The sequence below is a fragment of the Sphingopyxis sp. GW821-FHT02C12 genome, from assembly GCF_059421785.1.
The window spans coordinates 1,044,034-1,069,432 of sequence record NZ_JBWKVQ010000001.1 but is presented as its reverse complement, the minus strand read 5'-3'; the positions used below and the strand labels follow the sequence as shown (position 1 = coordinate 1,069,432).

Sequence of the window (25,399 nt, the reverse complement as noted above, 5' to 3'; positions counted from 1 at the left end):
CTGATCGAAGCGACGTGAACAGGCAGGGGGCCGCGAAGCAATTCGCGGCCCTTTCCCTTTGGGCGCTTTGGCTTTAAGGACGCGCCGCATCCCCTCTCCCCGTGCGCCCCACCCGCGCCGACACCAGCAGCAAAAGGGCTTCGCAGATGAAAATCGCCATGATCGGAACGGGCTATGTCGGCCTGGTTTCGGGTGCCTGCTTCTCCGATTTCGGCCATGACGTGGTGTGCGTCGACAAGGACGCGTCCAAGATCGACGCGCTGCACGCGGGCCGCATGCCGATATACGAACCCGGTCTCGATGCGCTCGTCGCGGCGAATGTCGCCGCCGGCCGCCTGTCGTTCACCACCGAACTCGCCCCCGCAGTCGCCGGCGCCGACGCGGTGTTCATCGCCGTCGGCACCCCGTCGCGGCGCGGCGACGGCCATGCCGATCTGTCCTACGTCTTCGGCGCCGCCGAGGAACTCGCCGCCACCCTCGACCATGACTGCGTCATCGTCACCAAGTCGACCGTTCCGGTCGGCACCGGCGACGAGGTAGAGCGCATCCTGCGCGAAGGCTCGGCGGGGCGCAGCCACAGCGTCGCCTCGAACCCCGAATTCCTGCGTGAAGGCGCCGCGATCGGCGATTTCAAGCGCCCCGACCGCATCGTCATCGGTGCCGAGGATGCCCGTGGCGAGGCGGTGCTGCGCGAAGTCTATCGCCCGCTCTTCCTCAACGAAGCGCCGATCCTCGTCACCCGCCGCCGCACCGCGGAAATGATCAAATATGCCGCGAACGCCTTTCTCGCGACCAAGATCACCTTCATCAACGAGATCGCCGACCTGTGCGAGGCCGTCGGTGCCGAGGTGCAGGACGTCGCGCGCGGCATCGGCCTCGACAACCGGATCGGCGGCAAATTCCTCCACGCCGGCCCCGGCTACGGTGGCAGCTGCTTCCCCAAGGACACGCTGGCGCTGCTCAAGACCGCGCAGGACCATGACGTGCCGCTGCGTCTCGTCGAGGCGACGGTGCTCGCCAACGACCTGCGCAAGCGCGCGATGGGGCGCAAGATCGTCACCGCGCTCGGCGGCAATGCGCGCGGCAAGACCGTCGCCCTGCTCGGGCTGACGTTCAAGCCGAACACCGACGACATGCGCGATTCGCCCAGCCTCGCGATCGTCCAGACGCTGGTCGATGCCGGCGCGCGGGTCACCGCCTACGATCCCGAAGGCATGGACATCGCGGCGCCAATGATGCCCGATGTCGAGATGAAGGCGAGCGCCTATGCCGCCGCCGACGGCGCCGATGCGGTGGCGATCGTCACCGAATGGGACGCCTTCCGTGCGCTCGACCTCGCCCGCCTCGGCGCGGGCATGGCCGACAAATTGCTCGTCGACCTGCGCAACATCTATCGCCGCGAAGAAGTGGCGCGCCACGGCTTCCGTCACATCGCTATTGGAACCCGCGGCGAATAAAGGCATCATCGCCGACGGGAACGAAAGCCGCCGTGACGGCTTTGCGATTCCGATGGTTTTTCCGGGGAGCAGAAGCATGACGATCCGTTCGACCTTTGGCCGCAACATGACCATCGGCGCCGTCGCCCTGTCGGCGCTCGCGCTGTCGGGCTGTGACCTGATCGGCCAGAAGAAGGATCCGGCGCCGAATTTGCCCGTTCCCGACGCGAGCGCGCCGCTGTTCGACGCGCGCGGCGCAGACCGCGGCCGCGTCGACATCTTCCGCGATAGCGACGGCCTGCGCCTCGAACTCGTCGCGCGCGGTTTCCCCGCCGGGACCTATGGCATGCACGTCCATTCTGTCGGGCTGTGCGATGCGCCGAAATTCACCACCGCCGGTCCGCACTGGAATCCGACGAGCGCCCAGCACGGCCGCGACAACCCGCTCGGCGCGCATCATGGCGACATGCCCAACCTCGTCATCGAACCCGACACGATCGGCCGCGCGACGCTGCGGATCGTCGGTACGCGCCTGACGGGCGACGGTGGCCTCCTCGATGCCGACGGTGCGGCCTTCGTGATCCATGCCAAGCCCGACGATTACAAGACCGATCCCAGCGGCAACAGCGGCGACCGCATCGTCTGCGGCGTGATCGCCGCCAAGGCGCCTTAGTCCGTTTTTCGCGCGGTATGGCCCCATTGATCCTCCCTGTGGCCGCAGGCCATGGGGAGGGGGACCGCCGCGAAGCGGTGGTGGAGGGGCCGAAAGGTTGCACGACGCCTGACGGCGTCGGCCCCTCCGTCAGCGGCCGTGCCGCTGCCACCTCCCCATCGCTTCGCGACAGGGAGGAGTGTTATGTCCGCTTCTCACATCCCAAAACGGGCCCCGTCGGGCGATTTTAAACCCGCGCGCGCTCGACGATCGTCGCTTCGGCCCGCGGCACCGCGCGATAGGCATAGATCAACAGCCCGAGCGCGATCGGCGCGACGCCGATCAGCGACAATATGCCCATGCGCAGGTCGCCGGCGATGACCGAAATCTGCCCGACCATATACGGGCCGAACGACAGGCCGACCAGCGTCGTGCCGAGGAAGAAGGCGGCTGTCGCGGTGCCGCGCATCCGCGGCAGCACCAGGTCCTGCGTCGTCGCCGCCGCCGCGCCGAGCGCGGTCGCGCCGAACGCCCCGGCGAGGAAATTCATCACATAGAACAGCGTCGGGTCGGGGGTCGTATAGCCGATCCAGATCGGGGCCACCGGCGCGACTACGCCGAACATGATCATCACGATGCGGCCCGCGGGGTTTCGCGCGCGCAGATAGTCGGCGATCCGCCCGCCGATGATGACCCCGACGAAACCACTGATCGCCCCGTTCGCGCCCAGCCAGAACGCCAGTTCCTTCTTGGGAATGCCCAGCACCGTCTCGGCATAGGGCGCCGACCAGAAGGCGAGCGCATAAGCGGCGAGGCTGACGAGGCCATAGCCGAGCGTGGTGCAGATGAAGGCGGGCGTCCCCCAGATCAGGCGGAAGGTCGCGGGATCGTGCGCGCGCAGGGTGCTGGCCCACGAAAAAACGGCATAATAGCCGAGCGCGACCGCCATCCATTGCGCTTCGTTCGCCGTGAGTTCGATCATCCACCAGGCGAAGGCGGACACGGCGATCGCGACCCCGATGTTGATCGCCAGCGCCGCCGGGCCGCGCTTCCACGCCCCCCACAGCGTCAGCGGCGGAACGATCATCGACAAATCCTTGCCGAACTCGCGGAAAGGGCTGGGCGAACTCGGGCTCGCCACCCCGTCCATCGCGCCGCGCACCGGCTCGCGAAGCGTCGCGACCCACAGCGCGACGATCAGGCCGGGGATGCCGACCGCGAGGAACGCCGCCTGCCAGCCGACCAGTCCCAGCGGTCCGCCCGCGGGATAGGCCCGGCCCCATGTCTCGACGATCAGCGCGCCGATGAACAGCGACACGCCGCCGCCGATGTACAGCCCCGACGAATAGATCGCGAGCGCGGTCGCCTTCTGCCGCTTGGGGAAATAGTCCGAGATCAGCGAGTAAGCGGTGGGGCTGGCGGTCGCTTCGCCGATGCCGACGCCCATGCGGGCGAGCGTCAGCGTCAGCTTGTTGTAGGCGAAGCCCGACAGCGCGGTCATCGCCGACCACAGGGTCAGGCCGATCGACAGCAATTTCACCCGACTCCAATTGTCGGCGAGCCGGCCGAGCGGGATGCCGAACAGCGCGTAAAAGACCGCGAAGGCGGCGCCGCCGAGGAAGCCGAGGTCGCCATCGTCGAGGCCCAGGTCGGCTTTGACGTCGACCGCGAGGATGCTCAGGATCTGCCGGTCGATGAAGTTCAGGATATAGACGACGACCAGCACCGCCAGCACATACCAGCTATAGCCGGTGGCGCGCGGCTCGGCGGGAACCGGCGCGCCGGTCGTGTCGTTCTCGGCCATCTGGCAACCCTCTCCCTGACCCATTATCTGTTATGGCCCATGGCTAGCAGAGCCGAACGACGGCGCAAGTTGAAAGTCGGTTCAACTTTACAGGAAGGATCGGCGATATGCGCGATGATCGAGAAGTTACGGCCCCCGCGATCCTCTTCCTCTGCCTCGGCAACATTTGCCGCTCGCCGCTCGCCGAGGGTGCGGCGCGCGCCGCCTTCGCCGATGCGAGCATCGCCGCGACGCTCGATTCGGCGGGCACCGGCGACTGGCATGTCGGGCGCCCGCCCGACCCGCGCGCCTTGGCCGAAGCGCGGCGCCGCGGCGTCGACATCTCGGATCTGCGCGCCCGCCAGCTCGCGCCCGGCGACTTCACCCGCTTCGACCTGATCCTCGCCGCTGATGCCGAAAACCTGCGCGACGCCCGCGCCCTCGCGCCCGCCGATGCGACCGCGCGGCTGATGCTGATGCTCGACATGGTGCCGGGCCGCGCCGGCGACAGCGTCACCGATCCCTATTATGGCGCGGACGACGGTTTTGCCGAAACCTGGGACGATGTCAGCGCGGTCGCGGCGGCACTGGTCGTCGATGCCACCGGATCGAGCGGATAGCGCGCGACGGGGTGATAGCGCGATCCGCCGTGCCCCATCTCGCTTTCGTACAAGGTGACATGATCGAAAGCGAAAGTCTCGCTCGCGAGATCGCTGTGCAGCGCGAGGAAGGGGGCTACCGGCCCCGAACCGCGATTGAGCCGCGCCAGCGTGATATGCGGTACGAAGGCGCGTGTCTCGGGCGCGACGCCGACGCGCGCGAGCAGCTGGTCGACCTTGCGGTGCAGCGCCGCGATCTGCGCGTGCGGTTCGATCCCGGCCCAGATCATGTGCGGGCGTCCGTGATGCTCGAACAAATCGACCCCCGCGATCCGGGCCAGGATGGCGGGGGCGTGCAGCGCACCGAGTGCGGCGGCGATATCTTCGGCGCGGTGATGGTCGACTTCGCCGATGAAGCGCAAAGTCAGGTGCAGCTGGTCGTCGACCTGCCAGCGCGCGCCCGAAATGCCGTGCATCGCAGCGATCAGCGCGGTGCGGACGGCGTGCGGCGGGCGCAGCGCGACGAACAGGCGGTGGGTCGACATGGCGGACCCAGCATAAGCGCTTGCGGTGGCGCGCGGAAAGCCTCTTGTCCGGTTTCGCTTGAAAGCGCGGGAAAAAATAACGATATTGCGGCTATGGCCGGTATGGGCTGGCCAATGATGGAGTGAAAACAATGGCTAATTGGAACGACCCCAATATGGCGGCTTCCGGTTTTGGCGCCGCAGCGACTGCAACGGACCAGGCCGTCGATGCCGGCCTGCGGTCGTACATGCTGTCGGTTTACAACTATATGGCATCGGGCGTGCTGCTCACTGGCATCGTCGCCCTGCTCGCTTTCCAGTCTGGCTTCACCGCTTCGATGGTGACCAGTCCGCTGTGGTTCGTCGTCGCGCTGGCGCCGCTGGCCTTCGTGCTGGTGCTTAGCTTCGGCATCAACAAGCTGTCGACCGCCGCGATGCAAGGCCTTTTCTGGGCCTTTGCCGTGGTCATGGGCCTGTCGATGTCGACGATCTTCCTGCGCTTCGGCATGGGTTCGATTGCCCAGACCTTCTTCGCGACGGCCGCTGCCTTCGCGGGTCTCAGCCTCTATGGCTATACCACCAAGAAGGACCTGTCGGGCTTCGGCACCTTCCTGATAATGGGCGTCATCGGCATCATCGTCGCCATGCTGCTCAACGCCTTCATCTTCCAGTCGCCCGCGCTGATGCTGGCGATCAGCATCGTCGGCGTGCTCGTGTTCGCGGGCCTCACCGCCTATGACACGCAGAAGATCAAGAGCATGTATTTCTACGTCCGCGGGACGGACATGATGGGCAAGACCGTGATCATGGGGGCGCTGAACCTCTATCTCGACTTCGTCAACATGTTCACCTTCCTGCTCAACCTGCTGGGCAGCCGCGACTGAGCGGACGGATGACCAACTGATGCAAGGAGCCCGGCGGAGCGATTCGCCGGGCTCTTTCATTTGGGGAGGAGCGGGCGGAATGAGGGCGATATCGGCCGTCATCGGCTTGACCACGATGGCGGCGGCGACGCCGGCGATGGCAAGTGAAACCGACAAGTGCGCCATCCGACGCCCCGCGGACAGCGACCTCAAGACCTATGCCGGCCAGTATTATCCAAAGGCCGATGCGGCGACGATCGACGCGCTGCTTGCCTGCCTTGGCGATCCTGACCCGGCGGTGCGTGACGGCTTTGCCTTCGCCCTCTGGTCCGAAGGATTGCGCGGCAAACAGGTCGAGCCGGCGCTGATGCGCCACGCCAATATGCGCCTGCAGGCGGTGATGGCCGGACCCGGCGATGCGTCAGGCTTCCGCCGCCCCTTCGCCGCCTTGGCGCTGGCGGAAGTCGCGCGCGCCGACCGGATCGAGCCCTTTCTGACAGACGTCGAACTCCACGCGCTCGCGGCGGCGGGCACCACCTATCTGCGCGGCGTCACCGACTATCGCGGCTTCACGGTGGGCGAGGGCTGGCGCCACGGCGTCGCGCACGGCGCCGATCTGATGCTTCAGCTGGCGCTCAACCCGCGCCTGTCGCGCGCCGATGCCGACCGGCTGCTCGCGGCGATCGCGGCGCAGGTCGCGCCCGCCGCATCGCCCTATTATGTCCATGGCGAACCGGGGCGTCTCGCCGGCCCGATCCTTTATCTCGCGCGGCGTTCGGATATCGATGATGCCGCCTTGGCGGCATGGTTCCAATCATTGCACCCCGACGCCAGCCCGCGCTGGCGGGACGCCTATGCCGGCGCCGCCGGTCTCGCGGCGATCCACAACAGCACCGCCTTCGCTTCGGCCATCTATGTCAGCGCCTCCGAATCGAAAGACCCGCAGATTCGCCGCCTCGCCCCGCTGGCGGTCGAGCTGATCAGGGCGTTGCCCTAAGCCGGATTCGCCGCCTGCATCTCGGCGATCAGGCCATTGTCGATCGCCTTGGCGCGCTTATACCCGTCGCGCTCGCGCAGGGTGGCGGCATAGGCCTCGAATGCCGGGCGGCTCGGGATCGTGCCGAACTGCAACCCCCAGTCGATCTGGCTGCCGACATAGACGTCGGCGGCGGTGAATTTGTCACCCGCGACATAGGTCTTGCCCGCGACCGCGCTTTCAAGCGCGTCGAGTGCATGCTCAAGCGTTCCGAAGCCCGCCGAGCGCTGCTGATCGGCGTCGGGTTCGATCCCGAAATGCTTCGCGGTAATCGCCTGCTCGACCGGCCCGGCGGCAAAGAACATCCAGCGATAATAATCGGCGCGGGCATCGGCGGCGGGCGCGAGACCGGCGTCCGGAAAGGCGTCGGCCAGATAGGCGCAGATCGCGGCGCATTCGGTAACGACCTTTCCGTCGTGGGCGATCGCCGGAACCTTGCCCATCGGGTTGATCGCCAGATAAGCCTCGTCCTTCATCGACGTTCCATAACCGAGGATATGGGTCTCATAGGACGCGCCGACTTCTTCGAGCATCCAGCGGACGATCTGCCCGCGCGACATCGGGTTGGTGTAGAAAATCAGTTCATCGGCCATCGTGCATCTCCCTTGGTTTGGCGAGTCGGGATAGAACGTAACAGGAACATTGTTGCTGCGCCACCGGACTTGTTTTGTCATGCCAGCGGGCTAAGGCAAAGCGATGAGCGACGAACGTATCTGGACCGCCGCCGTGCTGGTGATCGGCGACGAAATCCTCTCGGGCCGCACGCAGGACAAGAATGTCGCGCAGATCGCGACCTGGCTCGACGTGCAGGGGATTCGCCTGCGCGAAGTGCGCATCGTCCCCGATGTCGAGGAAGAGATCGTCGAGGCGCTGAACGCGATCCGCGCGCGCTACGACTATGTCTTCACCACCGGCGGGATCGGCCCGACCCACGACGACATCACCGTCGACGCGGTGGCGAAAGCGCTCGGCGTCGGGGTTATCGTCCACCCCGATGCGCGCGCGATCCTTGAGCGTTATTACACCGCGCGCGGCAGCGAACTGACCGAGGCGCGGTTGCGCATGGCGCGCACCCCCGACGGCGCCGAACTCATCCCGAACCGCATGTCGGGCGCGCCGGGCATCCGCATCGGCAATCTGTTCGTGATGGCGGGGGTGCCGCATATCACGGCTGGGATGCTCGACGCTTTGACCGGCGAACTCGAAGGCGGGGCGCCGCTCGTCGCGCATACGATCGGGTCATGGGCGCCCGAAAGCGAGGTCGCCGACCTGCTGCGCCAGGGTGAAAAGGACCATGCGGGCGTTGCGATCGGCAGCTACCCCTTTTTTCGCGACGGCAAGGTCGGCGCCAATTTCGTCGTCCGCTCGACCTCGGCCGAGGCGGTCGCGGCGTGCGTCGCTGCGGTGACGGCGGGGCTCGAGGCTGCGGGCTATGCGGTGACCGACGGCGGCATCTGATCGGGCGCAGCTTCGTCGCTCGTCCGAGTGACGCGCGGCAGGCGGCGCAGCATCAGTAGCGCGAGCAGCCCGAACATTGTCGCGACGAGGAACGCCGCGCCGGGAAAATGCACGGGCGCCTTGTCGCCGGTGAACCAGGCCATCGTTCCGATCAACAGCGTCGGCGCGACGATCTGCCCCAGCCCCATCGCCATCGCCGAAATCCCCTGGACCTCCCCCTGCATCGCCGCGCTCGCGCGCCGCGACATCAGCGCGTTGAGCGATGGCTGCACTGGCGCCTGGAACATGATCGGCACGATGAGCAGGAACGCCCCCCATGTCGTGTCGACAAAGGCATAGCCGATATAGACGGCCACCGCGACGAGGATGCCGATCGTCGCCGCGTCGCGTTCACCGAAGCGGCGGACCGTGGGGCCTACCACGAAGGTCTGGCCGAGCGCGATGGCGACTCCGACCGCGGCGAGGCTCGCGCCGATCATCTTCGGCGACCAGCCGAGCTGCGCGATGCAATAGAAGCTCCACGTCATCGGATAGACGAGGCTGGAAATCTGCCACAAGGTCAGCACCGTCGCGATACCGCTCATCCCCGGCAGTCCGCGCATCGTCTTCCACGCGCCGAACGGATTGGCGCGGCGCCAGTCGAAGGGGCGCCGACGCTCGGCCGGCAGCGTTTCGGGGAAGATGAAGACGCCATAGAGCATGTTCGCCGCCGCGAGCAGCGCGGCCGCCACAAAGGGTGCACGCGGCCCGACTTCGCCCAGAAAACCTCCGATGACCGGCCCGACCACGAAACCCACGCCAAACGCAGCGCCGACGAAGCCGAAGTTTCGCGCGCGGTTTTCGGGCTGGGTGACATCGGCGATCGCCGCTTGCGCGGCGGCGACGCTGCCCCCGAAAATGCCCGACAGGGCGCGAGCGACGAACAGCCAGGGGAGCGTATGGACGATGGTCAGCAGCACATAGTCGGCGGCGAGGCCGGCCAGCGACAGCAGCAGCACGCGCCGCCGCCCAAAGTGATCCGACAGGTTGCCGAGGACCGGGGAGGCGAGGAAGGTCGCGACCGCCATCACCAGTCCGATCGCCGTCGCGATTCCCATCGCGCTGGCAAGGTCGACCCTGCCGATCTCCATCACCAGTTGCGGCAACACCGGCATGATGATGCCGAAACCGATCGCGTCGATGAAGATGGTGGCGACGATGAAGGGAATGGTACGCGAAGCGGTCACAAAGGTCCTATGGCTGATAGCGGGGGAAGCGCGGCTTGCCCTTTGGTGCGACTGCGCCTAGCGGCACCGATCTCTCCCCCATGCGTTGGCGATAGATGAAACTCGAAATTTCCGCTTCCCTAAATTACCGGCTGCCCGAACCGGTCGACCTGATGTTGCAGATCGAGGCTGCCGACGGCCATGGCCAGCGCGTGCTCGACGCGTCGCTCGACCTGGGAAACCCCGACCATCTGGCGCGCGTGCCCACGCCGAACGGCATTTGCGAGCCGATCTGGCTGCGCGAGCACGGACAACTGCGTGTCGACTATCGCGCGCAGGTGGCGATCGACCGTCCCGCACCCGATCTCGCCAGCCTTGCGTCGGTGCCGCTGCACCGCCTGCCGGCCGGGGCAGTCCCCTATCTCAACGAATCGCGCTATTGCCCGTCGAACAAGTTTCACGCGTTCGTCGAGCGGCGCTTCGGCGAACTCGAGGGCGGGGCGAAGATCGCGCGGATGCGCGATTGGATCGAAAGCCGCTTCACCTATGTCGCGGGAACGAGCACATCCGAAACCGGCGCGCTCGACAGCTTCGTCGAACGGCGCGGGGTATGCCGCGACTATGCCCATGTCATGATCGCGCTTGCCCGCGCCGCGCATATTCCCGCGCGCATGGCGAGCGCCTATGCGCTGGGCGTTGAGCCGCAGGACTTCCACGCGGTCGCCGAAATCTATCTCGCGGGTGACTGGCACCCGGTCGATGCCACCGGCATGGCGCGCGGCGACGCGATGGCCCGAATCTGCGTCGGCCGCGACGCGGCGGACGTCGCCTTTCTGACCGCATATCGCGAGATCGAGCTGGTAGGCCAGTCGGTGAGGGTCACCGAAGCCCGATGACGGCCCGCGGCGCAAGCCGCAGGAAAGACTGGAGCGGGCGAAGGGATTCGAACCCTCGACCCCAACCTTGGCAAGAAATTACTGCAAATACCCCAGAGCTTCTTTTTCTACGCCAAAGTACGATAAATCAATCGTTTATTGACTTCTGCCTACGATATTTTATCCTAAAGACACCCTGCGAAGCGGTCTTTTTTTATTACGTCCTTATTACTTTTCGATTCGGCGACCCTCGCGTAATATTATGGAGGAAGTCGTGGCGCTTGCAAAGCTCAACAAGCGGACGGTCGATGCGCTGGCTGCGCCAGCGTCTGGGCAGGCATTTCTGTGGGACACGGAGATTAAGGGGTTCGGCATCCGCGTGGGCGCAACCGGGACCAAGACGTTCGTCATCCAGTATATGAATGAGGAAGGCCGGGTTCGTCGGGTGAAGATCGGGCGCTTCGGCGTGATGACCGTCGAGCAGGCCCGTGAGCTCGCAAAGATTCAGTTGGGGAAGGTGGCCTCTGGCGAAGACCCGGCCGAGGAATCGCGCCGGGTCCGGAAGGAACTCAATGTCGCAGAGATGTGCGAATGGTATCTCGTCGAAGCACGAGCCGGTCGCATTCTTGGACGGAAGAACCGCCCGATCAAGGATACGTCGCTCAACATGGACGAAAGCCGCATCCGGACGCACATCATCCCGCTCATGGGCAAACGGCTCGTGCGGAAGCTGACGATCGCAGACGTCGAGGCGATGCAGAATGACATTGCCATCGGTCAGACCCGAAAGCCGCCCTCTGGCGGGCGCGGGGGCCGCCCGACCGGCGGCGCTGGCGTTGCCGGGAGGAGCCTCGGCACCCTTCAGGCCATTCTCGGCCATGCAAAGCATAAAGGACTGATTGCGGAACATCCAACGAAGGGCGCGAAAAAGCTTGCGACCAAGAAAAAGACTAGGCGTCTCAGCATCGCCGAGATCGAGCTGCTTGGCCGAGCAATCGGCCGGGCTGAACTGGGTTCCGAGAACCCCGTTGCGCTCGCAATCGTCAGAACCCTGCTTCTGACCGGTTATCGGCGGGAAGAGGCGCAGGCGATGCAGCGGCAGTGGGTCAACCCGATGGGCGGTTATGTCGCGTTCCCCGACACGAAGAGCGACGCGCAATATCGGGCGATCGGACCCGAGGCGATCAAGATCGTCGTCGCTCAAACCGAAATCGCCGGCTGCCCTTACGTCTTCCCGGCGTCGAATGGCGAAGGCCCGTTTACCGCGGTCAGCGACTGCTTAGCCCGCCTGTGCCGCTCGGCCGGCATCGAGGGCGTAACGCCGCATACGCTGCGCCACACCTTCGGAAGTATGGCGGGCGAACTCGGCTTCTCCGAGCTCACGATCCGCGCGATGCTCGGCCACGCGTCGCAAAGCGTGACGCAAGACTATGTTCACATCGATGAAGCCGTGAAGCTGGCAGTCAGCCGCACCTCGGACGAGATCGCGAAACATCTCGAGACTGGCGTGCGGAAGGCGGCACAGATGAAGTTCGCCGCCTGATCAGGGCGGCGAACCGTCGCGCGCTTCCATCGCCTCCAAAATCTGCACGCCGATTATTTCCAGGCTGGAGTTGTCGATGTCGGCCACTTTGCGGATCGAAAGGCCGTGCTTCAGGATGGCCAGGTCCTTCATGAGCTCCAGCTCGCCGCTCTCCTTCACAAAGCTCGGCACCAGAATATAGGAGCCGCCCGCTGGATAATTCTCGAGAAAGAAACGCAGGTTGGTGTCGACAGCAGGCTCAAGCAATTTGAGGCGGCTGGGCATGCTCATCAGCGTGCCTTCCTCCGGCTCCACGCCCGGCATCAGCAGAACGGCATAATGGGACGGGGGCCGTCCGGGCAGTTCGCGCAGGATCGCGACATGTATCACCCCATCCGCATCGCGTGCCCCGAACCGTTCGCGCCACCGCTCGAAAATCTCGCGGCCCGCCTCGCGGTCTTCGAAGTGCAGGCCGATGATCGGGAGGTCGTACTCAAGCCCGAGCATCACGCCGATCCACCCCGCGCGCTCCCATTGCGGAATGTCCAATATCGAACGGACTTCGACGCTGCGATGATCGCCCGCCGCATATCGTTCGCTGACCTTTTCCTCTTCGGGGTCGCTTTCGGGCACGCGCACGATCACTGGCCGATCGGGCTTTGGCGGAAAACTCTCGGTCGCCAAGGCATTCCACTCGGCCAGACGCGACGCCTGACTATTCATCGAGCGGATGCGACTGTTAGAGCTCGCCACCGCAGAGCTGACCCGTTCCAGCAGGGATTCCTGGCGAAAGAGCTTTTCGAGCGAAATCTTCTGCCCGTCGGAGGTCGAGGTCGCGAGGAGCATCAACGTCGACAAGAGCAGGAACTGACTGTGGGTGCCATTTTCGCCCAGATGGTCTGCGGGCGTCGATCCGGCTGGCCAGTGCAGCGTTGCCCGCATCCTCTTTTGATCAAAATCGACGCTCGGCGCCGTCGCGTCGGTGCTCTCGATCAGATCGATATCGAAGCGCTCGACAAAGGCCCCGATCCGCAAGCCAATCGTCGTCGCGAACAGCGTATCGATCACAGCAAGGAGTGTCTGAGCGGCGAGGATCGAACTGTCGCTGCCCGGCAGATGCACGACCACGCGCATCCCGATAACGCGGGTTTCGATGCTGTGCGGTTCCGGAGATCCAGTGAGCAGCGGCCGCCCTCGCAGGTCGCCGGCCGGCTGGTTGGCTACCCGCGCGAACGTCTCTTCCAGCCCACCTTCCGGCTCCTCATCCGGCTGCCGCTCGCCGAGCCGCTCCACATAACCAAGGACATAGAGAAGCGCGCCGCAGCACATGGGCAGACCCAGCTGGTCCAGCACCGAAGGCAACGCCGCCATCGCGTCGAGGTCTTCAGCCGAGCTATTCAAGAATTGACTGGCAAGGACCCCATCCATCTGTTTGAGCCGGTCGTCCACGCGCGCTTTCGACTCATCATCGAGCGGCAGCATTTTCCGGCAGCCGTTGATCATCCGGATCGCATCGAGCGTTTCGGGAAGCAGCCGCAGCTCGATATCGATCCAAGTCAGCAGCATGAAGGCCGGAACCAAGGTAACCGACGGATGGGTATCATGTTCCGAATCTGCGATGATCGACGCGACTGCGAACAGCGCAGCGGCGCGGGCGGCCCAGAGCATCCCGATCCCCTGATAGGCGACGGCGAGCATGTAACTCGCCTCGATCAGCTCTTCGGCATATTCGCGCTTGGTCAGCTGGTGCGTTGCCCGCCCAAGCAGGCGGATACGTTCGAGGCGATCGGCACTAGCATCGAGGCGGCTAGCCCGCCGGAGCAGGATTCGGCCGCTTTCACCTTCGCCCACTCGCTTACCCATGAATTCGGCGAGTTGGTCGACGAGTTCGCCATAGGCCGGATCCTTCGCGCCCAGTGGTCCCACGCCGTCGACCAATTGCGACAGCCGGTCAGCGTCATATTCGGCGAGGCCAGCAGCGGCTTCGAGAATTGATCCCGCTTCCTGCCAAAGGGGCGCCCGATCTTCACTGCGGTCGAAGGCGGTCGTTGTGACATCGAGCATCAGCAACGTCGTGCGTGCCTCAAGGGCATTGTTTGGCCGGTCCTTCTCCCCTGCGAAGAATTCGAGCCGGTCGACAAGCGGCCCGCGTCGTTCATCAAGGCGCACGACCTCGGCCGGCCGATAGCCCTGCGCGACGGCACTGATCAGGCACTGCAGGAGGTTTGCGACACGTTCCGCGTGACGCGCCGCCGGCGAACCGAGGGCGAGCTCGGCAAACGCATCGAATTCCCGCTCAAGAAGATCGAAATCATCGAACCAGTAGAAGCCGGTCCAGAGCCGCTGATAGCGTGCTTCGATACGTTGACTGAGCGATCCCGACTGATCGGCGAGACGGATGGCCCGATCAAGCCGTCCGTCGGTCTCGAACCGCGGCCGCTCCAATTCCTTGGAAAGCGTCGCAGCGAGCAGCGCGTCGGTCGCGCGCTGCGCCTCGACGCCCTCATAGGCGGCGGGGTCCTGAATCGCCTTCTCAAGATCCTCAAGCTGCTGCGATCGCGCATAGTCTGCCGGACCGACCCGCGCCTTCTCGTTGCGCTTTCCGACACCGAGGTAATCGACCGCCAGATCCTTATGCCCTTGGTTCAGAATCCGATCGATGATCCAGCTTCGATCCAATATCTCGACGCGAAAGCCAAATTTCGCTGACAGCTCATCCTGAATCTTGGCAATGTCTTTGGAGCGGCCGTAACGCGAGGTGACGACGAACACCTTCGTATAGGGACGTCCCGTCCCGGCGATGCCCTCGATGTCCGAGCGCGCCTTTTGCTGCCACTGCTTCTTGGCACTGAAAGCAAAGGCCCAGCGCTCGCTGCCCGAATTTGCCTCGCCGACATAGTGCAGGGTGGCGATCTCATCGGCGACGGCGAAGGTCTCACTGTCGGCCTTGCTGTCGCCGCCACCTTCGGGGCCGGTGGCCAGCTTCAGATTGGGGCAGATGATCCGCTCGCAGAGCTTCCGGCAGAAGATCTCGAAATCATGGGTCTCGTTGCGCGCCGTGACATATTCGAGCCGCTGCTCCAGTTCATAGGCTTCGAGGATGAAGGCCGGTTCGGATCCGCTATCGGAAAACTCATCGGGTCTCAGCTGGCGCATGAATTCCGAAGGAAGAATAGCGCCCATGGCCTCGGGCAGATCGGCCGAATCGTCGGGATGGTCCATAGAACAAGTCTAGAACACCGTAATTTCACACGCGAGTGGGAATTCCCTCCGACATGCTCCGCTACGCTTTCGGAAGAAGGGCCAGCGCGACTCTCAAATCCGCATCGGTCTCGCAAGCCTCGATCGGACGGCGACCCGCAAGCTTGGGATGCGCGCTGTTGAGAAAGAGGTGCGCGCGGTCCGGATCGCGGAAGGCCTTGTTGGAAGCGGTCGTGAGCCGCTTGCGCAGTTCCTCAGCCGCTTCCGCTGCCAGAACCCGCCGCTTCCTCGCGGCCTCAGCCCGCTCGATATGACTGAAGGCTCGCCAATAGAGATCGTCGCTGCCACATGCCCATTCGGTGATCGGCATCCCGTCGACGACCGTCGATGCGAGCCAGGTCTCGGCCTCCTCCTTGAGCGCGTTTTTCGCGGCGATGGCGAAGTTCCGCCGCCGACTCTCCTTCGCGTCATCGATCCGCTTGCGTTCGGCGGCTTCCTTCTCCTCGCGCTTCTGCCGGAGCCCGTCGCGCCACTCCTGAAAGGGCAATCCGCAAAGATCGTCGACGATCGGAAGGTCGCGATAGCTGCGCGACATGTCGAAGATCGCCCGGACCCGCTTGTCCAGTGCGCGATAATCATCGCCGCCTTCCGCCGCTACCTTCCAGGGATTTCGCCCGTCGACATTATATCGCTGCATCCAGCGCCGGCTGAAGCCATCCGGATCGGGATGGCCGGCATCCTTGGCGATGCTCGCAACGGTTCGCTCGAGGTCATGGCGATTGTGAACGCGGGCGTGAAGATCGGAATCGACATAGAAGCGCTGCTCGTCCCGCTCCCACACCACAGCCTGCCGATCGGTGAAAAGGCTGAAAAGATATTCGGTCACCGCTTGGCTGGGCGACCCGAAACTTTCTCGCGAGTAACCGGCGGCTGCGAGCGCCTTCGGTTTGTAATTGCTGAGGTCGGTGCGCAGCATCCAGGTCGGCAGCACGCTCTCGAGATTGGCCTCGTTCGGCCACTCGCCATGGATATGGATGCGCGATCCCGGCGAATATTTGATACTCGGCGTGTAAATCAGAGCATGCACGAGCGCCGCCTGCCACAGTTGGGGGCGCACGGTGAACCAATGGGCCATTCGGCTCTTGGCTCCGAGCAGATAGTCCAGTTCGGCATATTGGAGATCGGCCATGATCGCGGCGGCCCATTCGGTGTCGACGGGAGGCTTCTGCGGCCGCTCCCGGATATGCCATCGGAGCGCCTCGCCCTTGCGCGTCGCTTCAGCCGTGACCCGCTCGGACAAACGCTGCGCGGAACGCTCGCGATCCGGATGATGGATCCAGTCCCGCGGCGCGTCGTGCAGTATCTGCTCGTCGAGTTCGGCGCCATCTAGCTGGCGCCAACGCACTCCGGAAAGATCGATCTCGATCATCGGGCAGCCTGCGCGCGCCACCTTCTTCTGCTTCTCCTCATCGACCGCGTGCGACACCTTGAATTCCACTGCGCGTCGATCGGACCCGATCCACACCATGGCATCAGGCTGGAAATCGCCCTCCGATCTCTCCAGCCTCACCTCGTCGAGCGCAAATTGCCCGCCTTCGAAAACGACCTCCTCCAGTCGCTCCTCGCGGAGGACAAGGCTTGGCAGGGTGACGCGCCGGACAGCAGCCAGCAGCAGCTTGGCGTAGAGATGCAGGGCCGTCTCGCCTGAGCATCGGCTGTCGGACTGGTGCGCGAAATGCTTCCGCATCTTCTTCGGGAGCCGAAGGGTCAGTCGTTCCTTGCATCCAAGGCAGGTAAAGGGGCCGTCGCGGTGCGGTATAATCTGTTCGACGTGCCGAACCACGCCATCGCCGCATGCAGCGAAAGGCACCCGCAAGCCCGAGGGATCGGGCTTCGTTGTGCAAGGCCGCGGAGGTTGGGTCGGCCGCTCAGGAGCAAAATGCTCGTCCACAGGGCGATCATAATCGACCCTGTGTGCGCATACAAAATACTCTTTACCGCCTAACGCCGCGCCTTCGCAAAACCGCGATCGGTCGCGACGAACCGTTCGAGCATCGGCGGTATGAGCCGTTCGATCGGTAACGGCTCGGACAGGCCATTTTCCTTCGCATGTGCCGCGGCATAGTCGGCGAGATCGCGCGCAAGCTTGCCCGTGAGTTCGACAGCAGCCTTGACCGGTTTCTCCTCGACGATCGGCCCAAGGCGCAGCCGGCTCATCTCCAATCCGCCTGCGGCTCGAGAATGAGGTCGCGGATGACGATTACGCGGAGCGCGAAACCCGGTCGGATGGTGAGCGTCGGACGCACCGCCAGTTCACGCTCCACGATGCGGCGCCCGGCCTGGCTCGTGCTGTCCTGCATCCCGTAGCGCAGCGCCCGGGCGAGTTCGTCTTCGCCGCCGACGCTGAGCTCGCTCCCGACCCCGAGCAGGGTCGAGACGAGCGCGGCGCGGACCATCCGGCCCCAATGATTGTTCACCCGATCCTCCAGCCCCGACATGCCTGCGGCGTCGGCGCCAGGCTGCCGTTCGAGGCGGATCGATCGTCCGCCGGGAAGGATCAGCCGGTCCCATGCGAGGAGCACCCGGCTCTGTCCCGCCGCGATCTCGCTGTCATATTCGCCGATCAACCGCGAGCCTTGCGGGATGAGCAGGATGCGCCCGGTCGGACTGTCATAGATATTTTGCGTCACCTGCGCGCTGATCTGGCCTGGCAGGTCCGATCGAATGCCCGTGATGAGCGCTGCCGGAATGACAGTCCCGGCCTGGACGACCAGCGCGGAGCTCGGGGAGATCAGCCGCTCGCCACTTTCGAGAGGCCTTTTCGACCCCGACGCCAGAAACTGGCGCCGCCCCTCATTGGCCGTGCGAGGCTCCGCCCCCTGCTCGGGCGCGGCCGCCTCGGCGGACACAATGTCTGTTGCGGCGGAACTTGTAGTTCCGCCTGCCAGAAAGAGCCGGCTCGTCTGGGCGCTCTCGCGCTCCTGCATGGCTCGCTGCCGCGCCTGTTCGGCGGCCGCCTCGCGCGGATCGGGAGGATTGCCCCCTGCCGCGCCGATCGGCGGGACGGGGATGGCTTCGCCGCTGCCCTGCGCCGCAACGATCGGCCGGCCAAGGTCGCCGGGGAGCGGCGGACCGAGCTTCGGCACGGCGCCATAGTCGGCGGGTGCTCCGGTGACCGCGTCGGGCCTCGCATTGTTGCTCGCTTCATAGAGCTCCTGCCGCTCGGCCGGGGCCGGCGTGCGCAGTGCCCACATGAGCGATGCCGCAATCGCGATGCCGCCGGCCCCGCCGATAACCGCCAGCGTTTTCCGCGACAGGCGCATGACCCGCGGCGTCTCACCCGCCAGGCGGAACGCATCGGGGCTCGCAGGGGCGATCGGCGCAACCTCGGCCTCGGCGGGCACAGCGTCGGCGCCCGGCTGTTCGGGCGCCGTCACGACCGGCCTCGCGGGCGCGGGGTTTCGCGTTCGATCCGCACGGCCTTGGCGCCGCGCCCGCTCCCCAGCCGGAGTTCGGCGCGATCGAAGAGCCGGTCGACGATCATGTAACGGCCGTCGACGCGGTAGTTGAGTAGCTCCGCCGCGCCCTTCTCGCCGATCGCGAACAGCGGGGGCATGTCCGCGGTTGCGATCGCAGCGCCGAACTCGACGAAGAGCTGGCGCCCATCGTCGAAGACGCGCACCGGCCGCCAGGCGACCTTCGCGCCGGAAATGCGATAGGCAAAGCTCAACGCCGCAAAATCGATCCCGCCTGCAACCGGGGCGAGCCGCGCCCGTTCACTCTCGGCGGCGCGAAGCGCGATCAGCTCGTCCTGCGGATAGGACCAGGAGACCGCCGCCATATAGGTGGCGGGGGTCGCGCGCAGCTCGATGTGATAGGTTCGACGGCTGGTGTTGATGACCAGATTCGTCATGATGTCGGGGCGCGTTGGCTTCACCAAAATATGAACGCGGCGCGACGCGCCCGTCCCGCTTACCGTATCGCCGATGACCCAGCGCACCGTGTCGCCGGCCGCGACAGGTCCAGGACCGACAAGCTCCTCGCCTTCCTGCAATGCGATGTCGGTGACCTGTCCGGGGGCGGTGTAGACCTGGAACAGCGCGCCATCGGCCCAAGCATATTTCTGGATGGCGTTGAGGAAGGTCGCGCGCTCGGGCTGGACGCGCGCCGCGTCGTTCGCGCGGCCGACCTGGGTGCGCGGATCGGCGGGTGCCGCCTGCGCCGGCAGCGCGAGCGCGGCAGCGCCGAGAAGAAGGGTGAGGCGGATCATTGGCTGAGCTCCTTTGACCAAGAAATAGCGGTGACAAAAACGCCGAGCGGGTTCCGGCGCAGGGCGTCGGGGGTGCGGGGCGGCTGGATCGAGGTGGTCAGGATCGCCGACCAGCGCGACGTCTCGACCAGGCTGCCATCCTGATAGCGGCGCTCGGTCCAGGCGATGCGGAAGCTGTCGCGCGACGCGCGGATCACGCTCGACACGTCGACGGCGACCTGCATCTTGCCGACCTCGGCAAAAGGATCATTCGCGCGGGCGTGATCGCTCAGCGCCTGCGCGCCCTTGGGCGTGGTGAAGTCATAGGCGCTGAGCCAGTCCTTGCGGAGCACCACCGGATCGGCCGGGATCGAGCGGACATGCTCGATGAAGCGCGCAAGGTGGAACGCGATCTGCGGGTCGGTCGGCGAATAGTCGGCATCGGCCGGCGCCACCGCCCTGGCCTCGCCGAGCTTGTCGACCTCGACCACCCAAGGGGTGATCGTGCCGCGCAGCGACTGCCAGACGAGCGCCGAGGCGAGTCCGCCCGAAAGCGCGAGACAGCCGAAAAAGGCGAGGCGCCAGCTTTTCGCCTGGGTACGGGCCGAGCCGATGCGGTCGTCCCAGACCTGCGCCGCGCGCTGGTAGGGCGTAACCGGGACCGGGGACTTGCCATAATGTTGGGACGGGCGTCGAAACATGGGTTCAATCCTTCTGGCTGATGTCGGGAGCGGAGCCGGCGCCATGGCTGTCGCCGGCCTTGAGGGTCTGCGAGGCGATGGTGGCGCCCGAGGTGACCGCCTGCCGTCGCTTCATGGCGGCCGCCCAGGTCGGAGGCGACGCCGCGCCGTCGCTGGCGGTGGCAGCGCCGGCCGCGGACTTGCCCGCCTGCCCCGCGGCATAGCTTTGACGCAGGCGGTCAGCCGCGGCGCGGAGCGGCGAACCCGCGCCGCGCGCCGTGTCACGCGCCACATTGGCGAGCCCCGCACCGAACGCCCGCATCCCGCTCTTCCCGGCCGCACCCCGGGCATAGGATGCCGAAGCGCTGCCGGACGCGCGCGAGGCGCCGAGCGCGGTGCGACCGACGGCGCTGCTCGCCGCGCCGGCCGCCAGCGTCGCGCCCGCCGCGCCAGCGGCGAGGGTCGCCCCGGCCGCGAGGGTCGTGCCTGCGGCGGCGCCTGCGCCGAGCTGCGGGCCGCCCGCCACGATGCCGTTGGCGACGCTCGGACCGAAGATGCCGAGACCGAGCAGGGTCAAGGCGCCGAGTGCGATCGCCATCACCTCGCGAATGTCGGGTTCGGTCCCGAGCCCCGCGTCCATGAAGCGCTGGAAAAGGGTCGTGCCGATGCCGGTGATGACCGCGAGCACGAGCAGCTTGATGCCCGAGGAAATGATATGGCCAAGGACGCGCTCGGCCATGAAGGCGGTGCGTCCGAAGAAGGCGAAGGGCAGCAGGACAAAGCCCGCGAGCGTCACCAATTTGAACTCCAGGATCGTGACGAAGACCTGCACCGCGAGAATGAAGAAGGCGATCACGACGATCACCCAGGCGATCAGCAGGATCAGGATCTGGACGAAGTTGGTGAAGAGCCCCACCGGGCCGACAAGATCGGCGGTCGCGTCGAGCAAGGGCTCGGCGGCATCGAGGCCGGTGGACGCGATCATGCCGGGGCGCATGAAATCGCCGATCGCCATCGCGCTTCCTGCCGCTTTCAGGCCCAGCCCGGCGAAGCTCTCGAGCAATATCGTGGCCAGCGCCTGGAAATTGCCGATGATGAAGGCGAAGACGCCGATATAGAGCGTCTTCTTCACCAGTCGCTGCAGCACATCCTCGTCGGTGCCCCATGCCCAGAAGAGCGCCGCGATCGTTATATCGATCACGATCAGCGTCGAGGACAGGAACCCGACCTCGCCGCCGAGCAATCCGAACCCGCTGTCGATATAGGTCGAGAAGACCGACAGGAAATTATCGATAACGCCGGTGTCGTTCATGGCTTGCTCTTTTCGGTCCGGAAGAAATGGCGCCGCTTCGCTTCCCAGGCCGCCTCGCATTCGGGATCGGCTTCGGTGGCGGTTCGGCAGCGACGAAGCGTGTCGCCATAATCGGGGGGTGCGTCCGCCCCGGAGATCGCAGGCGCGGACGCACGGGGCGCGGGCGGATCGAGCGCGGCGACAAGGGCAAGGGTCAGCGCAAGACCCAGGACGATTGCCCCCATCACCAGCCCGCTCGCCCGGCCCATCTCAATTGCCCTTGCGGAAGCGGCGGAAGCGTTCGCGGCCTTCGGCCTCGGCGGCCGCGGCACGCGCGGCGTCGAGCATCTCGGCGCGGCCCTGCGCGCTCATGACCGCGGCGAGATCGGAAATCTGCTGCGACTGGATGGCGAGAAGCTGGTTGCCCGCCTGCGCGGCCTGCAGCGCGCCGGTCGCCGACTGGCTGGCGCCGACGATCGTCGAGATCGACGTGCGGGTGCCGCCCATGTTCGTCACGATGCCAGCCTGCACCTTCATCGCATTCTCGAAGGCTCCGACGCTGTCCTTCCAGCGCGCCTCGGCATTGGCGACCATCTCGGCGGCCGATCCCGACAGCGCCCCGCCCTTGTAGCGCGCCTCGAACCCCTTCTGGATATCCGACACATTGAACGCGATGCCCTCGGCCTGCGCGAGGAGCTGGCGCGTCTGGTCGACCTGCGCCTCGAGCGTGCCCAGCGTCGATGTCGGCAGGCTGTTGAGGTTCTTCGCCTCGTTCATCAGCGAGGTCGCCTGATTTTGCAGCTGCTTGATCTGGTTGTTGATCTGTTCGAGCGTGCGCGCCGCGGTCAGGATATTCTGCGAATAGTTGCGCGGATCGTGAACGATGCCGCCGAGCTGCGCGCTCGCCGGGACGGCCAGTATCGGACCCGAGACGGTCAGGGACACAAGCGCTGCGGCAGCGACGGCGCGGACGATATTCTTCTTCATCGGGGGGACTCCTCATTGGGGGCGGCGTTGGTGGGGAGCAGCTCGACCGCCCATTCGAGCTTGCGGTGGGAAAGCCAGGCGGCCGCGAACCCGTCGGGGCCGTGCGCTGCGAACAGCTCGGCGATGCGGGTCTGGTCGGTCTTCGAGGATGCCGCGGTGAAGGCGAGCGCGACCTCGCCTAGCCCTAAGTCGAAGAGACGATTGCCGCGCCGCGACTGGCAATAATAATCGCGCTTCGGGGTCGCCCGGCTCAATATCTCGATCTGCCGGTCGTTGAGGCCGAAGCGCTCGTAGATGCGGCCAATCTGCGGCTCGAGCGCGCGCTCGTTCGGCAGAAATATGCGGGTCGGGCAGCTCTCGATGATTGCGGGCGCGATGCTCGAGGTTTCGATGTCGGCAAGGCTCTGCGTCGCGAAGACCACGCTCGCATTCTTCTTGCGGAGCGTTTTCAGCCATTCGCGGAGCTGCGCGGCGAAGGCGGGGCTGTCGAGCACGAGCCAGCCTTCGTCGATGATGATGAGCGTCGGCGAGCCGTCGAGCCGTCCGGCGATCCGGTGAAACAGATAGGACAGCACGGGTCCCGCCGACGCGGCGCCGACAAGTCCCTCGGTCTCGAAGGCCTGAACGCGGGCGGCTCCGATCCGCTCCTCGTCGGCATCGAGAAGCCGCCCCCAGGGCCCGCCGACCAAATAGGGCGCGAGTGCCTGCTTGAGTTCGCGCGACTGGAGCAGCACCGCGAGGCCCGTCAGCGTGCGTTCGGCGACAGGTGCCGTCGCGAGCGAGGTGAGCGCCGACCAGAGATGCTCCTTCGCCGCCGGGTCGATCGTTATGCCTTCGCCCGCGAACAGCGCAGCGAGCCATTCGGCCGCCCAGCTCCGCTCGGACGCCTCGTCGATCCGGGCGAGCGGCTGCAACGCCACCCCGCCTTCGCCGTCGTGAAGCGCCCCGCCAAGATCCTGCCAGTCGCCGCGCATCGCGAGGGCTGCGGCGCGGATCGAGCCGCCGAAATCGAACGCGAAGATCTGCGAGCCAGGATAGCGGCGAAACTGCATGGCCATCGTCGCGAGCAGGACCGACTTGCCTGCTCCCGTCGGACCGACGACGAGGCAGTGACCGACGTCGCCGACATGAAGGGAAAGGCGGAACGGGGTCGAGCCTTCGGTCTTGCCGTACAGCAAGGGGGCGTCTCCGAAATGCTCGTCCCGTTCCGCCCCCGCCCACACGGCGGACAGGGGGATCATGTGGGCGAGGTTGAGGGTGGAGATCGGCGGCTGGCGGACATTGGCGTAAGCGTGCCCGGGCAGGCTCCCGAGCCATGCCTCGATCGCATTCATGCCCTCGATCGTGCAGGTGAAGTCCCGCCCCTGGATGACCTTCTCGACCAGCCGGAGTTTCTCCGCGGCGAGGGCCGCGTCGCTGTCCCACACGGTGACGGTCGCGGTCACATAGGCGACGCCGGCATGATCGGCGCCAAGTTCCTGCAGGGCCATGTCGGCATCGGCGGCCTTGTTCGAGGCGTCGCTGTCGACGAGCGCCGATTGCTCGTTGGTCATCACCTCCTTGAGGATCGCCGCAATCGACTTGCGCTTGGCGAACCATTGCCGCCGGATTTTCGTCAGCAGCTTGGTCGCGTCGGTCTTGTCGAGCATGATCGCGCGGGTCGACCAGCGATAGGCGAAGGCCAGCCGGTTGAGATCGTCGAGCAGGCCGGGCCAGGTCGCGGTCGGAAATCCCGTGATCGTCAAGGTCCGCAGATGCTGCTCGCCGAGCCGCGGCTCAAGCCCGCCGACCAGCGGCTGGTCGGTCAGCAGCGCGTCGAGATAGACGGGCGTTTCGGGGACCCGAACGCGCTGGCGCTTGGTCGATACCGTCGAATGCAGATAGGTCAGCGTCTCGCCGTCATCGAGCCAATCGGCCTCGGGCATGAAGCCTTCGACGAGATGAAGGATGCGGTTCGATCGGTCGATGAAGCTCGCGAGTTGCTCCCTCGGATCGACTCCCGAGCGCTCCATGCCCTCATAAAGCCAGCCTTCCGCCCGCGAGGCATCCTCGGCCGGCGGCATCCACAGGAGGGTCAGATAATATCGGCTCTCGAAATGCGCCCCTTCCTCCCGGAATTGCTCGCGGCGCTCCATGTCGACCAGAGCGGATGCCGGATCGGGGAAAGAGGATTCGGGATAATCGCTCGACGGCAGCCGCTGCGCCTCCACGAACAAGGCCCAGCCCGAGCCGAGGCGCCGGATCGCATTGTTGAGCCGCGCCGTGACCGCGACGAGTTCGGCGGGAGTGGCGCTGTCGAGATCGGGACCGCGGAAGGCCGCGGTTCGCTGGAACGAGCCGTCCTTGTTCAGCACCACGTTTTCGGCGACGAGCGCAACCCAAGGGAGATAATCGGCAAGGCAGGCCGACTTCGAGCGATATTCGGACAAATTCATCATGGCCGCATCCAGACAGGATATTTGAGGTGACGTTTGGCGACGTCGACGAATTGCGGGTCGCGGCGCGCCGCCCAGACCGAGAGCGCATGGCCGACGATCCAGAGGACGAGCCCCGCGATCCAGAGGCGGAGGCCAAGGCCGATCCCGGCCGCGAGCGTGCCATTGGCGATCGCGAGGGCGCGCGGCGCGCCGCCGAGCAGGATCGGCTCGGCGAGCGCGCGGTGCACGGGCGCGAAGAAACCGGTGACTTCGGCCGGGGCATCCATCAGACGACGGCTCCGCCGCCGAAGGAAAAGAAGGTCAGGAAGAAGCTCGACGCCGCGAAGGCGATCGACAGCCCGAACACGATCTGAACCATGCGGCGGAAGCCGCCCGACGTGTCGCCGAACGAGATGGTCAGCCCGGTGATGATGATGATGATCAGCGAGATCACTTTCGCGACCGGCCCCTCGACGCTTTCGAGGATCGATTGCAGCGGTGCTTCCCACGGCATCGACGAGCCACCGGCCCGAGCGGGCAAGGCGGTGAAGAGCGCGACATAGAGGGCGGTCGAGGCGAGCAGGAAGCGCGGTGCCTCCCGCCGGGCGGCGTGGGTCATGG

Annotated in this window: 24 protein-coding genes; 8 read left to right on the top strand and 16 right to left on the bottom strand. The window is 65.8% G+C overall.

What is annotated here, in order from left to right:
- Window positions 1-146 precede the first annotated feature (146 nt).
- A complete protein-coding gene (locus AC07U1_RS04960) occupies window positions 147-1,457 on the top strand; it encodes a UDP-glucose dehydrogenase family protein (RefSeq protein ID WP_056341467.1) in 1,311 nt (436 codons plus the stop codon).
- Between the two features lie 76 nt (window positions 1,458-1,533).
- On the top strand, window positions 1,534-2,109 hold the full coding sequence (locus AC07U1_RS04955; protein ID WP_495177274.1) for a superoxide dismutase family protein: 576 nt from the start codon (window positions 1,534-1,536) through the stop codon (window positions 2,107-2,109).
- 226 nt (window positions 2,110-2,335) lie between these two features.
- Here the strand turns inward: AC07U1_RS04955 and AC07U1_RS04950 are convergent, their stop codons facing one another.
- Window positions 2,336-3,892 (bottom strand): MFS transporter, encoded by a 1,557-nt coding sequence (locus AC07U1_RS04950; RefSeq protein ID WP_495177275.1) that lies wholly within the window; start codon window positions 3,890-3,892, stop codon window positions 2,336-2,338.
- A gap of 107 nt (window positions 3,893-3,999) precedes the next feature.
- Here AC07U1_RS04950 and AC07U1_RS04945 point away from each other — a divergent pair, with 107 nt between their 5' ends.
- On the top strand, window positions 4,000-4,491 hold the full coding sequence (locus AC07U1_RS04945; protein WP_495177276.1) for a low molecular weight protein-tyrosine-phosphatase: 492 nt from the start codon (window positions 4,000-4,002) through the stop codon (window positions 4,489-4,491).
- Here AC07U1_RS04945 and thpR read toward each other — a convergent pair.
- The gene (gene thpR, locus AC07U1_RS04940; protein ID WP_495177277.1) at window positions 4,398-5,015 is read right to left on the bottom strand and encodes an RNA 2',3'-cyclic phosphodiesterase; all 618 of its coding nucleotides are present in this window, start codon (window positions 5,013-5,015) and stop codon (window positions 4,398-4,400) included. The two genes, AC07U1_RS04945 and thpR, sit on opposite strands and share 94 nt — an antisense overlap.
- A gap of 131 nt (window positions 5,016-5,146) precedes the next feature.
- Between thpR and AC07U1_RS04935 the strand changes: the two genes are divergently transcribed.
- A complete protein-coding gene (locus AC07U1_RS04935; RefSeq protein ID WP_056345147.1) occupies window positions 5,147-5,878 on the top strand; it encodes a Bax inhibitor-1/YccA family protein in 732 nt (243 codons plus the stop codon).
- A 79-nt stretch (window positions 5,879-5,957) separates the two neighbouring features.
- Window positions 5,958-6,854: a DUF2785 domain-containing protein gene (locus AC07U1_RS04930; RefSeq protein ID WP_495177278.1), complete on the top strand. Its 897-nt coding sequence runs from the start codon at window positions 5,958-5,960 to the stop codon at window positions 6,852-6,854.
- Here AC07U1_RS04930 and AC07U1_RS04925 read toward each other — a convergent pair.
- The gene (locus AC07U1_RS04925) at window positions 6,851-7,486 is read right to left on the bottom strand and encodes a glutathione S-transferase family protein (RefSeq protein WP_495177279.1); all 636 of its coding nucleotides are present in this window, start codon (window positions 7,484-7,486) and stop codon (window positions 6,851-6,853) included. The genes AC07U1_RS04930 and AC07U1_RS04925 overlap by 4 nt on opposite strands.
- Window positions 7,487-7,589: 103 nt before the next feature.
- Between AC07U1_RS04925 and AC07U1_RS04920 the strand changes: the two genes are divergently transcribed.
- On the top strand, window positions 7,590-8,351 hold the full coding sequence (locus AC07U1_RS04920; RefSeq protein ID WP_495177280.1) for a competence/damage-inducible protein A: 762 nt from the start codon (window positions 7,590-7,592) through the stop codon (window positions 8,349-8,351).
- Here AC07U1_RS04920 and AC07U1_RS04915 read toward each other — a convergent pair.
- Window positions 8,324-9,577, bottom strand: coding sequence for an MFS transporter (locus tag AC07U1_RS04915; RefSeq protein ID WP_495177281.1), 1,254 nt, complete (start codon window positions 9,575-9,577; stop codon window positions 8,324-8,326). The genes AC07U1_RS04920 and AC07U1_RS04915 overlap by 28 nt on opposite strands.
- A 95-nt stretch (window positions 9,578-9,672) precedes the next feature.
- Between AC07U1_RS04915 and AC07U1_RS04910 the strand changes: the two genes are divergently transcribed.
- Together AC07U1_RS04910 and AC07U1_RS04905 are read left to right on the top strand one after the other, a co-directional pair.
- Complete coding sequence (locus AC07U1_RS04910) at window positions 9,673-10,452, top strand: transglutaminase-like domain-containing protein (RefSeq protein WP_495177282.1); 780 nt, start codon at window positions 9,673-9,675, stop codon at window positions 10,450-10,452.
- Window positions 10,453-10,705: 253 nt separating this feature from the next.
- A complete protein-coding gene (locus AC07U1_RS04905; RefSeq protein ID WP_495177283.1) occupies window positions 10,706-11,974 on the top strand; it encodes a site-specific integrase in 1,269 nt (422 codons plus the stop codon).
- On the opposite strand, the gene AC07U1_RS04900 is transcribed toward AC07U1_RS04905, so the two are convergent.
- From AC07U1_RS04900 to AC07U1_RS04845, 12 genes are all read right to left on the bottom strand, one after another.
- Complete coding sequence (locus tag AC07U1_RS04900; protein WP_495177284.1) at window positions 11,975-15,175, bottom strand: hypothetical protein; 3,201 nt, start codon at window positions 15,173-15,175, stop codon at window positions 11,975-11,977. It abuts the gene before it with no gap.
- A 61-nt stretch (window positions 15,176-15,236) separates the two neighbouring features.
- Window positions 15,237-16,997 carry a competence protein CoiA family protein gene (locus AC07U1_RS04895; protein WP_495197731.1) on the bottom strand — a complete coding sequence of 587 codons (1,761 nt, stop codon included), beginning with the start codon at window positions 16,995-16,997 and terminating at the stop codon, window positions 15,237-15,239.
- A gap of 158 nt (window positions 16,998-17,155) precedes the next feature.
- A complete protein-coding gene (locus tag AC07U1_RS04890) occupies window positions 17,156-17,371 on the bottom strand; it encodes a DUF2274 domain-containing protein (RefSeq protein ID WP_495177286.1) in 216 nt (71 codons plus the stop codon).
- Entirely contained in the window at window positions 17,368-18,591 is a 1,224-nt protein-coding gene (locus tag AC07U1_RS04885) for a TraB/TrbI/VirB10 family type IV secretion system protein (protein ID WP_495177287.1), read from the bottom strand. The genes AC07U1_RS04890 and AC07U1_RS04885 overlap by 4 nt, the downstream gene beginning before the upstream one ends.
- A complete protein-coding gene (gene trbG, locus AC07U1_RS04880) occupies window positions 18,588-19,424 on the bottom strand; it encodes a P-type conjugative transfer protein TrbG (protein ID WP_495177288.1) in 837 nt (278 codons plus the stop codon). Before trbG ends, AC07U1_RS04885 begins: the two co-directional genes overlap by 4 nt.
- Entirely contained in the window at window positions 19,421-20,104 is a 684-nt protein-coding gene (gene trbF, locus AC07U1_RS04875; protein WP_495177289.1) for a conjugal transfer protein TrbF, read from the bottom strand. Before trbF ends, trbG begins: the two co-directional genes overlap by 4 nt.
- Before the next feature lie 4 nt (window positions 20,105-20,108).
- The gene (trbL, locus tag AC07U1_RS04870; protein ID WP_486387208.1) at window positions 20,109-21,395 is read right to left on the bottom strand and encodes a P-type conjugative transfer protein TrbL; all 1,287 of its coding nucleotides are present in this window, start codon (window positions 21,393-21,395) and stop codon (window positions 20,109-20,111) included.
- Window positions 21,392-21,643 (bottom strand): putative entry exclusion protein TrbK-alt, encoded by a 252-nt coding sequence (trbK-alt, locus tag AC07U1_RS04865; protein ID WP_495177290.1) that lies wholly within the window; start codon window positions 21,641-21,643, stop codon window positions 21,392-21,394. The genes trbL and trbK-alt overlap by 4 nt, the downstream gene beginning before the upstream one ends.
- Before the next feature lies 1 nt (window position 21,644).
- Window positions 21,645-22,361 (bottom strand): P-type conjugative transfer protein TrbJ, encoded by a 717-nt coding sequence (trbJ, locus tag AC07U1_RS04860; RefSeq protein WP_495177291.1) that lies wholly within the window; start codon window positions 22,359-22,361, stop codon window positions 21,645-21,647.
- Window positions 22,358-24,799 carry a conjugal transfer protein TrbE gene (gene trbE / locus AC07U1_RS04855; protein ID WP_495177292.1) on the bottom strand — a complete coding sequence of 814 codons (2,442 nt, stop codon included), beginning with the start codon at window positions 24,797-24,799 and terminating at the stop codon, window positions 22,358-22,360. The genes trbJ and trbE overlap by 4 nt, the downstream gene beginning before the upstream one ends.
- Window positions 24,796-25,065, bottom strand: a complete 270-nt coding sequence (locus AC07U1_RS04850) for a VirB3 family type IV secretion system protein (protein WP_037553365.1) — start codon at window positions 25,063-25,065, stop codon at window positions 24,796-24,798. Before AC07U1_RS04850 ends, trbE begins: the two co-directional genes overlap by 4 nt.
- Entirely contained in the window at window positions 25,065-25,397 is a 333-nt protein-coding gene (locus tag AC07U1_RS04845) for a TrbC/VirB2 family type IV secretion system protein (RefSeq protein WP_495177293.1), read from the bottom strand. The genes AC07U1_RS04850 and AC07U1_RS04845 overlap by 1 nt, the downstream gene beginning before the upstream one ends.
- Window positions 25,398-25,399: the final 2 nt, after the last annotated feature.

Coding starts and splice junctions, on each gene's coding strand:
- AC07U1_RS04960 (WP_056341467.1), top strand. CDS start 147: ATGAAAATCGCCATGATCGGAACGGGCTATGTCGGCCTGGTTTCGGGT.
- AC07U1_RS04955 (WP_495177274.1), top strand. CDS start 1,534: ATGACGATCCGTTCGACCTTTGGCCGCAACATGACCATCGGCGCCGTC.
- AC07U1_RS04950 (WP_495177275.1), bottom strand. CDS start 3,892: ATGGCCGAGAACGACACGACCGGCGCGCCGGTTCCCGCCGAGCCGCGC.
- AC07U1_RS04945 (WP_495177276.1), top strand. CDS start 4,000: ATGCGCGATGATCGAGAAGTTACGGCCCCCGCGATCCTCTTCCTCTGC.
- thpR (WP_495177277.1), bottom strand. CDS start 5,015: ATGTCGACCCACCGCCTGTTCGTCGCGCTGCGCCCGCCGCACGCCGTC.
- AC07U1_RS04935 (WP_056345147.1), top strand. CDS start 5,147: ATGGCTAATTGGAACGACCCCAATATGGCGGCTTCCGGTTTTGGCGCC.
- AC07U1_RS04930 (WP_495177278.1), top strand. CDS start 5,958: ATGAGGGCGATATCGGCCGTCATCGGCTTGACCACGATGGCGGCGGCG.
- AC07U1_RS04925 (WP_495177279.1), bottom strand. CDS start 7,486: ATGGCCGATGAACTGATTTTCTACACCAACCCGATGTCGCGCGGGCAG.
- AC07U1_RS04920 (WP_495177280.1), top strand. CDS start 7,590: ATGAGCGACGAACGTATCTGGACCGCCGCCGTGCTGGTGATCGGCGAC.
- AC07U1_RS04910 (WP_495177282.1), top strand. CDS start 9,673: ATGAAACTCGAAATTTCCGCTTCCCTAAATTACCGGCTGCCCGAACCG.
- AC07U1_RS04900 (WP_495177284.1), bottom strand. CDS start 15,175: ATGGACCATCCCGACGATTCGGCCGATCTGCCCGAGGCCATGGGCGCT.
- AC07U1_RS04890 (WP_495177286.1), bottom strand. CDS start 17,371: ATGAGCCGGCTGCGCCTTGGGCCGATCGTCGAGGAGAAACCGGTCAAG.
- trbG (WP_495177288.1), bottom strand. CDS start 19,424: ATGATCCGCCTCACCCTTCTTCTCGGCGCTGCCGCGCTCGCGCTGCCG.
- trbF (WP_495177289.1), bottom strand. CDS start 20,104: ATGTTTCGACGCCCGTCCCAACATTATGGCAAGTCCCCGGTCCCGGTT.
- trbL (WP_486387208.1), bottom strand. CDS start 21,395: ATGAACGACACCGGCGTTATCGATAATTTCCTGTCGGTCTTCTCGACC.
- trbK-alt (WP_495177290.1), bottom strand. CDS start 21,643: ATGGGCCGGGCGAGCGGGCTGGTGATGGGGGCAATCGTCCTGGGTCTT.
- trbJ (WP_495177291.1), bottom strand. CDS start 22,361: ATGAAGAAGAATATCGTCCGCGCCGTCGCTGCCGCAGCGCTTGTGTCC.
- trbE (WP_495177292.1), bottom strand. CDS start 24,799: ATGATGAATTTGTCCGAATATCGCTCGAAGTCGGCCTGCCTTGCCGAT.
- AC07U1_RS04850 (WP_037553365.1), bottom strand. CDS start 25,065: ATGGATGCCCCGGCCGAAGTCACCGGTTTCTTCGCGCCCGTGCACCGC.
- AC07U1_RS04845 (WP_495177293.1), bottom strand. CDS start 25,397: ATGACCCACGCCGCCCGGCGGGAGGCACCGCGCTTCCTGCTCGCCTCG.